Annotated in this window: 7 protein-coding genes and 1 pseudogene; 5 read left to right on the top strand and 3 right to left on the bottom strand. The window is 37.1% G+C overall.

Annotation, left to right across the window (positions count from 1 at the left end; genetic code table 11):
* Window positions 1-764: Brp/Blh family beta-carotene 15,15'-dioxygenase (locus WBN20_RS11585; protein WP_424281787.1), on the top strand; the 764-nt coding region annotated here is incomplete at its 5' end.
* On the opposite strand, the gene WBN20_RS11580 is transcribed toward WBN20_RS11585, so the two are convergent.
* The 3 genes from WBN20_RS11580 to WBN20_RS11570 all read right to left on the bottom strand — a co-directional run bounded on the left by WBN20_RS11580 (window position 761) and on the right by WBN20_RS11570 (window position 4,843).
* Window positions 761-3,349 carry a TonB-dependent receptor gene (locus tag WBN20_RS11580; RefSeq protein WP_424281786.1) on the bottom strand — a complete coding sequence of 863 codons (2,589 nt, stop codon included), beginning with the start codon at window positions 3,347-3,349 and terminating at the stop codon, window positions 761-763. The two genes, WBN20_RS11585 and WBN20_RS11580, sit on opposite strands and share 4 nt — an antisense overlap.
* A complete protein-coding gene (locus WBN20_RS11575; protein ID WP_424281785.1) occupies window positions 3,330-4,241 on the bottom strand; it encodes a FecR family protein in 912 nt (303 codons plus the stop codon). Before WBN20_RS11575 ends, WBN20_RS11580 begins: the two co-directional genes overlap by 20 nt.
* Window positions 4,242-4,345: 104 nt before the next feature.
* Window positions 4,346-4,843 (bottom strand): RNA polymerase sigma factor, encoded by a 498-nt coding sequence (locus tag WBN20_RS11570; protein WP_424272396.1) that lies wholly within the window; start codon window positions 4,841-4,843, stop codon window positions 4,346-4,348.
* A gap of 125 nt (window positions 4,844-4,968) precedes the next feature.
* Between WBN20_RS11570 and WBN20_RS11565 the strand changes: the two genes are divergently transcribed.
* The 4 genes and pseudogenes from WBN20_RS11565 to WBN20_RS11550 all read left to right on the top strand — a co-directional run.
* Complete coding sequence (locus WBN20_RS11565) at window positions 4,969-6,744, top strand: hypothetical protein (protein WP_424281784.1); 1,776 nt, start codon at window positions 4,969-4,971, stop codon at window positions 6,742-6,744.
* 172 nt (window positions 6,745-6,916) lie between these two features.
* The gene (ffh, locus tag WBN20_RS11560; protein ID WP_424273008.1) at window positions 6,917-8,245 is read left to right on the top strand and encodes a signal recognition particle protein; all 1,329 of its coding nucleotides are present in this window, start codon (window positions 6,917-6,919) and stop codon (window positions 8,243-8,245) included.
* 28 nt (window positions 8,246-8,273) lie between these two features.
* Window positions 8,274-9,161: a bifunctional methylenetetrahydrofolate dehydrogenase/methenyltetrahydrofolate cyclohydrolase FolD gene (gene folD, locus WBN20_RS11555; protein WP_424281783.1), complete on the top strand. Its 888-nt coding sequence runs from the start codon at window positions 8,274-8,276 to the stop codon at window positions 9,159-9,161.
* Window positions 9,162-9,250: 89 nt separating this feature from the next.
* Window positions 9,251-9,877: pseudogene (locus WBN20_RS11550) on the top strand (hypothetical protein); the annotation flags it as partial.

Raw genomic sequence — 9,877 nt, 5'->3', positions numbered from 1 at the left:
TTGGGATACTTCACGGTGCCAATGATATTAAATTGTTACAAGTGGAGGCTAAAAAGAAATCGAAACGGTATGATTTTTTGCGAATACTCGCTTATTATATTTTTTTCGTACTTGGGGTAGCGGCCTTATTTTCCATACTTCCGGCTATTGCTTTGGGGTTGTTTATTCTCTTTAGTGCCTACCATTTCGGGGAGCAGCACTGGATCTCCAAAATTAATGGGATTTCACGCTATTCACTCTTCCTTTTTACTGCCTACGGACTTGTAATCCTTTTTCTATTGTTTGCAGCTCATAGTATGGAGGTTAGCGATATTATTTTTGATATCAGTAAAGTGTATATAAACAATACCTATTACCAGTTTATGCTGGGAATATCATTTATTGTATTTGTTGTATTATTCCTGGTAAAATTTAAACAGATACAATGCAATATTTTGCTCGAATTATTTTATTTATTGGTATTCTTTATTATTTTCAATACCGCCTCGTTACTTTGGGCTTTCGCCATATTTTTTATTTTGTGGCACGCCATCCCATCATTGGGAGACCAGATTACCTATCTGTATGGGGATTTGTCCAGAAAACATTTTATAAAATACCTGAGGACATCAATAATTTATTGGTTGGCATCGGTGATAACACTTGTACTATTATTTTTTTTTATGGAGGGCAGCAGTCAGGAGTTCATCCCCTTTTTATTCTCATTCCTTGCGGCAATTACATTTCCCCATGTCCTGGTAATATCCGGGCTGAATAAAAATTAGAAACTTATTCTGAAGCTCACATTAGGTGTAAATCCTAAGGAAACACTTTCAATGGTCACTATTTCGTTCTGATCATTTAATCTGTAGTAAGTATTTAAAATGTTTTCCTTATTCAGAATATTTAAGATAGATGCACCTGCCGTAGCCTTTACTCTTTTCGAAATATTAAAGTCGTAAATAGCGGAGGCATCAGCCCTTAGGTAATCAGGGAGCCTGCTACTGTTTGGTTCCTGATAATTGATGGAGACCGGGAAAGTTGTAAAATCAATTCCGTCTGCTCCTTCCTGAGGCTTTGTAAAAGGTTTACCTGTTCTGTAATTAATGCCTATTCCAATTTTTAGATTTTCATAGGTATAAGTACTTGCAAAGGTCAGTGTATGGGTTATGTCCAGATTATTAGGAAAAACATTCGGAACGATATCCCCGAAGGTGTAATTATTTAAATTATAGGCATAGCTCAACCAGGTACTGAAAAGGTTGTTTTTGTGATTTATTAAAAATTCCAACCCTTTTACCTCATACTTTCCAATTTCACCATTGAACTGATTTTGGTTCTGAAATCCTTGTGTTGCCGTACTGATTCCATTTACTTCTTTATAATATCCTTCCAGACCAACAAACCATTGTCCCTTATCATAATTTATTCCCATAGAACCTTGTTTACTTTTCACAATGGGCAAATTTGGATTTCCCGGAACAGTGTCATTCTTGTTGTTGGATAACATCCAGCGCCTTTTTTCTATTCCAAGAAAATTCTGTTCCAAATCAATAATCTGATTTGTGGTCTGGTTTTTAAACTCCCCTTTTACTTCCAATTGAAGATTTGAGTAGAGCGAATAACTTAGGTTTAAACGGGGTTCAACAATAAATTCATTAAAATATTTCACATTTACAAGATAATTCAATCTGCCACCACCTCTTGCAACTAACCTCTTGTTGGGTGAAGCATAGGAAATTTCACTGTATAACGAATTTGTACGTATGACGCCCTTGATGTTGCTCTCATAAGGTGGTTGTGTTACATCGGTAAAATTGGTGATACCAACCTCTGAAAATTGATATCCATTGAGCCAGTTTAAAGTTGGGTTGAGTTGGTAATTCGTATTTAATTTTATTGAGGTCTCTATTACCTCATTTCTTTGATCAAGAATTTGCTGCCCATTGTTTATTCGGTTTTCAGAATCAAGGTTATAGTTAGAGTAATAAGCAGTCAACTTAGTGGAGAATCTGTCCGTCCATTCACTTTCAAGATTTCCTCCAAAAGAAAGGTTGGTTTGATTCAGGTTGCTCTGGTCTGTTCTTGCAGAACTTAACGCCGTTTCCGTATAGTCAAGATTGTTGTTGATATTAATAAAGCTAAAGCGCGCTTTATGTTGCTCATTAATATCGTACAATACTTTGGCTGTAAAATCATAGAAATAGAATATTTCGTCCTGGTTTATATCCGCATTGTTGTTTGGGTTAGAGCCCCCTTCAACCTCGGTGTCCTGAAAAGCTCTTTTAGAAAACTGCTTATAGGTTGGTGTGTTTATCAGATCTGTAATGGAGCGTCTTGCTGAAACCTGGAGCGCTAATTTATTTGAGATAGGGATCTGACCAAAGAGGTCTCCGCTAATCATGTTTATGCCCGCACCACCAAAGAAATTACCGGCAATTTTATTTTTTGATTGCATATCAATGATTCCGCTAACCCCGTCTCCATATTCAGCGCTGGTCCCATCTTTTATTATGGTAACATGCTCGGTTAAATAAGGGTTGAAGGCAGAAATTAATCCGAAAAAATGACCAGATTGATACATTTTAATATCATCCCAAAGAATAAGGTTTTGATCGTTTGTTCCTCCTCTTATATTAATATCCGATACCGTTTCATCTATACTCTTAATTCCGGGAAGGGCTTGTACAGTTTGAAGAACGTCGGGTTCTAAAAGCCCGGGAAGAATACCAAATTCTTCAGTATTAAGAGTTATACTGCCATCAGTTTTTTTGGTAAGTCCTGTGGTTAAAAATTTATAAACCACAACTTCATCGAGCTGTTGGTAGTTTAAACTAAATAAAAGGGTGGTACAGGGATTTTTACTTACCAGATCCTCGGCGGTTACGTATTTTGGTTTATAACCTATATGCTTTATTCGTATGGAAGCTTTTCTGGGGATATTATCCAAAGTAAAACGGCCGTTCATATCTGTTACCGTAGAAATACTGCTGCCCAATACTTCTACTGTTGCACCCGGGGTAGTATTCTCACTGTAATTATCCAGGACAAATGCGCATATATCTACTGTAGTGCTTTTGGAGAGCGTATAGTAACGTTCACTAAGCTTCCTGATGATTAATTGGGTCTGATTCTGGATATCATTTAATATATCCTTAAGAGAACTGCCTTTAGGAGTATCTACTACAATGGGCTGAAGGTCCTTATCAATATAAGAAAACTTTACATCAAAATCCTTCTCTAACTGACGGATATAGGAAACCAGACTAATATTTTTCGGGAAGGTATCTACCTGTGCCCTGCCTGTAAAAAGGGCAAACAAAAGTATTAGGTATAAAAGCAGTATACTATTAAGGCGCGTTTTCGGCATAGAATAGCACGTTGTTCCCCTCTAATTCATACTTTATCTGAGAAGGAGTACTAATACTCTGTAACGCCAAATTTATGTTTGTGTTGCTAAAAGAGCCGGTAAATAATTGCTCAAGATTAATATTTTGAGTTTTAACCTCAATGTTGTATTGTCTTTCAAACTCATCCAGGACATACTTCAACGGAATACTTCTAAAAGTACTTTCATTGCTCATCCACGAAGGAATAGTGTTTGCCGGCGATTCTGTTTTCAATACATTACCGTTAATTGCTATAAAGGAATTACCCGCAGGAAGTTTTGATTCTTTACCATTAAAAATGACACTTACCAGGCCTTCATAACAGGTAACCTCAAAAAATCCTTTTCTGTTTTCAACATTAAATTGAGTACCCAATACGGTAACTAAACCGTCTTTGGTGGCGACCGTAAATTTTTGTCCTTTGGCAACCTTAAAGAACGCTTCTCCTTCCAGGGAGATATTTCGTTCTTTAGCCCAGTTCTTTTCACTGTATGTTATCCTGGAATCAGCATTTAAGATAATCTCAGAATTATCCGGAAGCCTAACTTCATTGCGTTCCGCATATTGTGTAGAAATAGATTCATCTAAAGTTGATATGTAAAAGTAAGATGTGACAAAAATAACCGCAATGGCAGCTGCAATGCGCCATAACTTCCGCATTGGATTCATCTTAATTACTTTAACATCTTTCTGTAGCTGATTGTTTTTGAAATCATTAAAGGCCTTATCCATATCAAAGTCTGGCGCTTCCAAAGAACCGCTGACCTCCAGTAACTTCTCATAAGAAGCATACTCAGCAGATTTTTTAAATACTGCGAGTTCTTCCTCGGAGAGGTCATTATTGAGCCATTTTGCTAAGTAATTTTCTTGCATGATTTCCAGCTTTATAACCTTAAAACAATTAATTCTAATAAAACCCTACCCTCAATATTAAAAATAATTCTAAAACATCCGAATTTTATTCCCCGACATGTTCGTTAAATACCTTCTATTTTATCTCTAAGCGCTTTTAGGGCCAAATGCATGCGTTTTTCAATAGCTTTCACACTTACACCTTCCATCTCTGCTATTTCCGCATATTTTTTACCATCAATCCTGTTTAATAAAAAAGTGGTTCTCTGATTTTCCGGAAGACTATTTAGGGCCCGATCCAGCTTTTCCTTATACTCCTTTTCTTCCAGCAAGAATTCCGGAGATTCGTAAGAGGTATTATTTGACCTGTCTGCATACTTTAAACGGACCTTTTCCGCTTTGATAACATTTAAATAAAGATTATTTGCTATAGTATAAACATAAGACTTCGCTTTTTCAGGACTTACTTTAGCACAATTCTCCCACAACTTAACAAAAGCTTCCTGAACTACATCATACGCTTTCTCTTCGTTGCCGAATTTATAATATATATAGTTAAAAATCGTTTTGGAATTAGTTTTGAAGAGGCTACTAAATACTTGCTCCTCACATACATTGTCCATATTTTTTTAGTTCTTATCGTTGGTTCTGTTCCAAAGATATTTTAAATAAAATTAAAAAAAGAGTAGGGTATTTTAAAATGTAATTGTTTTAGAGTTGTACGAACAACAAATAAATCCAAATCGTTATGAAAAAGTTTTTTAAGTATTCACTGCAAACCCTACTTCTTGTAGCGGCATTCTCGTTTAATGCCTGCCAGGAAGCATTTGAAGAATTACCACAACCAGATGAACTGCAAACTATAAATGCAAGTTCCTCTACAGCTAAGCTTATTGAAAATACCGCATCTAATGATGGTTCTTTCGATAATATTGTGGATGGCGCAAGCTGTTTGGCTATTGAATTTCCATATACCGTTAATGTAAATGGAATTGAAATTACCATTGAATCTAAAGAAGGTCTTCACTTAATTGAAGAAATATTTGATGAATTGCAAGATGATGAAGATATCCTTGAGATTATTTTTCCAATTGTTATCACACTTGCCGATTTTACAGTAATTGAAATTGGCGGAATAGATGACCTGCGCGAATTGGCTCAGGAATGTGTTGAAGGTGGAGAGGATGATGACATAGAATGTATAGACTTTGTATACCCTATTACGATATACACTTTTGATCTAAATGAGGTTGAAACAGGATCAGTTACTGTAGGATCAGATAAAGATCTTAGAATATTTTTTGCCGGACTGGACGAAAATGATTTAATCGGGATCGACTTCCCTGTAACCATGGAACTTTACGATGGCACAAAGGTTGAAGTGGGCAGTAATGCTGAATTGGCCAATGCCCTCGAAACAGCCAAAATGGCTTGTGACGAAGATGATGATGATGATTATAACGATGACGATTTTACTCAGGAACGTTTAGAAAATCTATTGGTAGAATGTCCATGGTTGATTCATGAGGTTGTAAGAGATGAGGTAAATCAGACAGATCAGTACTTTGAATACTTAATGATTTTTACTGAAGATGGTGGTGTTACTGTTAAGGATAGAATGGGTAACAACATAATGGGAACCTGGAGTACAAGAGTTACAGATCATGGAGTACTTATTAAACTTGAGTTTGATGTATTGGTTGACTTTAACCTTGAATGGATCGTATACGAACTAGGTGAAGGAAAAATTAAACTTTACAATGAAGGCGGTAACCGAATAATTATGAGTATAGCCTGTGATCTTTTTAATACCGATCCCAATACTCTAAGAGAGATCTTGAAAGAATGTAGCTGGGTTATTAAAAAGGTGAAAAACCAAGGTGAGGAAATAGACAGATTACTGGGTTATGAATTCAACTTTTTGCCAGAAGGTGTAATAACACTTGGTAATGGTGAAAACACTTCTGAAGGAACATGGGAAATCACCATGAATGAGCAAGGAAGACTTGTAATGGCAATTACCATGGGTTCTGAACCAGGAGTAAGTTTTGAATGGCCCTTGTCTGACCTGAGAAATGACAGATTGAAGTTTGAAGTTGATGATATAGGTTATGAACTTGTTCTGCAAAGAGTATGTGATGATAATAATAATGATGGTGATGTTCTTGAGATCAGAAACTTTATGATGGGTGGAGATTGGATGGTTGCTCTCTATGAAGACGGCGATATGAATGAAACTGAAAGTTATATGGGTTACACCTTCAATTTTATGGCTAATCACCTAATAACTACTACACTATCGCAATCTGGTGTTTCTTACCCGGGACTGTGGAGAGTGCTTAGAAATAGTGATGGTAAGCTTAAAGTATACCTGAACTTTGGAGATGTAAACCCTCTGGCCGAGCTTACAGATGATTGGGAATGGGTTCCTACTATGGATGGCAGTATTAAACTGAAACATGTTAGCGTTTCAAATGACGGTCTTACTGAAAAAGTGAGTACACTGATTTTTGAAAGGCAATAGACATATCCTTAACGGGAAAAGTAATTAAAATACCTTATTTGCCCCCCTATTTTGCTGAAAAGGGTAACTTCTGTAAGAAGTTACCCTTTTCTCTTTTATATTTTTTTCTTCAGTCTTCCATCATCCCATTGTTATTATTAAATTTGCACTTCGCCATAATTGACATAAAACGATGTTTGATAATTTAAGTGATAAGCTGGATAAAGCATTACATGTTCTCAAAGGACATGGCCAGATTACCGAAATTAATGTTGCTGAGACCACCAAAGAAGTAAGAAGGGCTCTCCTGGATGCGGATGTTAATTTTAAAATTGCCAAGGAATTTACCAATAGGGTAAAAGAAAAGGCTTTGGGTCAGAATGTTTTGACCAGCCTGCAGCCAGGCCAGTTGATGGTCAAAATTGTTAAGGACGAACTTACTCAATTAATGGGTGGGGATGCAGAAGGCATCAATCTTTCCGGTAATCCATCCGTTATACTTATGTCAGGTCTTCAAGGATCTGGTAAGACTACTTTTTCAGGCAAACTTGCGAGTTATCTAAAGCAGAAAAAATCTAAAAATCCTTTACTGGTAGCCTGTGATGTTTATAGGCCAGCGGCCATTGATCAGCTGCATATTGTTGGAGAACAGATAGGAGTGGAGGTATTTTCAGATAAGGAGAATTCAGATCCGATAGCTCTTGCTAAGGCCGGAATGGCTCATGCTAAAAGTAATGGTTTCAATGTGGTAATTATTGATACCGCAGGCCGACTGGCAGTGGATGAGCAGATGATGACCGAAATTGCCAATATACGCGATGCGGTAAATCCTCAGGAAACCCTCTTTGTGGTAGATTCTATGACAGGGCAGGATGCCGTGAATACGGCAAAGGCATTTAATGATGTGCTAAATTTTGATGGTGTTATACTAACCAAACTCGATGGAGATACACGTGGAGGTGCAGCTATTTCTATAAAATCTGTTGTTAATAAACCTATTAAATTTATTGGTACAGGAGAGAAAATGGATGCCATAGATGTCTTCCATCCGGCGCGTATGGCAGACCGTATTCTGGGAATGGGTGACGTAATTTCGCTGGTGGAAAGGGCCCAGGAACAATTTGATGAAGAAGAGGCTCGTAAGATTCAGAAAAAAATTGCGAAAAATAAGTTCGGCTTTGATGATTTCCTCAAACAGATACAGCAGATCAAGAAGATGGGTAGCATGAAGGACTTAATGGGGATGATACCGGGAGCCGGGAAGGCACTAAAGGGAATGGATATAGATGATGATGCATTTAAACATGTTGAAGCCATTATACACTCTATGACTCCAGATGAAAGATCAAACCCTTCTAAACTTGATGCTGGCAGGAAAAAAAGAATCGCTAAAGGTAGTGGACGCACTATACAGGAAGTAAATCAATTGCTAAAGCAATTTGACCAAATGAGCAAAATGATGAAAATGATGCAAGGTGGTGGCGGTAAAAAAATGATGCAGATGATGCAGAATATGAAATAATAGTTTTAAACTAATAATTATTTAATAAATGACCCTTCTCAACGGAAAAGAAATTGCAAATCAAATTAAAGATGAAATAGCCGCTGAGGTTGGCGAGATTAAATTACGTGGGGAAAAAGTTCCTCACTTAGCCGCCGTACTTGTTGGAAATGATGGTGCCAGCCTTACCTATGTGGGAAGCAAGGTACGCTCATGTAAACGCATAGGCTTTGAATCTACACTTAAACATTTACCCGAAGACACTTCGGAAGAAGAATTATTAAAACTTGTAAATGAACTCAATTCCGACCCGGAAATAGATGGTTATATAGTACAATTGCCTTTACCTAAACATATTGATGAACAAAAAGTCTTACTGGCAGTGGATCCAGATAAGGATGTAGACGGTTTTCATCCTGCAAATTTTGGTAAAATGGCCTTGGATATGGAATCTTTTATACCCGCTACGCCATTTGGTATCATGGAATTATTGAGAAGGTATAAAGTGGATGTTGAAGGGAAACATGCTGTTGTTATCGGCCGCAGCCATATTGTGGGTAGGCCTATTAGTATATTGCTCAGCCAGAAAGGCAAATTTGCCAATGCTACTGTAACCTTAACGCATTCCAGAACTAAAGATATTAAAGCCTTAACCTTGCAGGCAGATATCATCGTTTCTGCCTTGGGAGTACCTGGTTTTCTTACTGAAGATATGGTACGTGAGGGAGCTGTAATTATTGATGTTGGAATTACAAGGGTTCCCGATGATAGCAGAGAGAGGGGTTATTACATAACAGGCGATGTTGATTTTGAGTCTGTAAGTAAAAAGGCATCTTATATTACGCCAGTTCCTGGTGGAGTTGGTCATATGACAATTGCTATGCTTTTGCAAAATACTCTTCTAGCGCGCAAAAGACGTATTCAAAAAATAAAATAAAATTGCCTTTTTAATCTGTCCTGAATAATGTAGAGAGAAGTTTGATGATTTAAGGGAAATGAGTACCTTTTGTCACAAATCCAACTCCTATGTTCAAACCTTTTATTTTTCTTAGTTTTCTAATTATTTGTTTATCAGGATGTCAATCGGCCGAAGAAAAAGCATCAGATATCACTGTTAAAGTTTCTTTCTCAGATAATATCAGCTCCAAGGCACAAGATGGTCGTTTATTACTTATGCTTTCTACAAATAATGAAGATGAACCGCGTTTTCAGATAAATAGTGGTCTAAACACACAGGTAATATTTTGGATTAACGTAAACGCAATGGCTCCAAATGTTGAACAGTCTTTTGATACCGCAGGCCATGGATTTCCATACGCCAGTTTAGCAGAATTACGACCAGGTGAATATTGGGTGCAGGCCTTATTACATATCTATGACACCTTTAATTTAAGTACTGGTCATACGGTAAAGTTACCCATGGATAATGGAGAAGGACAGAAATGGAACAGGTCTCCCGGTAATTTATACAGTAAACCATTTAAGGTTACCATTCCGGAAAATGGTGATTTGGAGGTAGCTGTTGTAATGGATCAGGTGATTCCACCTATTAAAGAAGCTGAAGATACAGAATGGATAAAACACATTAAGATGCGTTCCGAAAAACTTTCAGAATTTTGGGGAAGGGACATATATTTAGGAGCTCATATACTT

The organism is Eudoraea sp., assembly GCF_049665975.1.
Taxonomy (GTDB): Bacteria; Bacteroidota; Bacteroidia; order Flavobacteriales; family Flavobacteriaceae; genus Eudoraea.
Note: the sequence above shows the minus strand (reverse complement) of the source record. Positions and strands in the feature narration are given on the sequence as shown.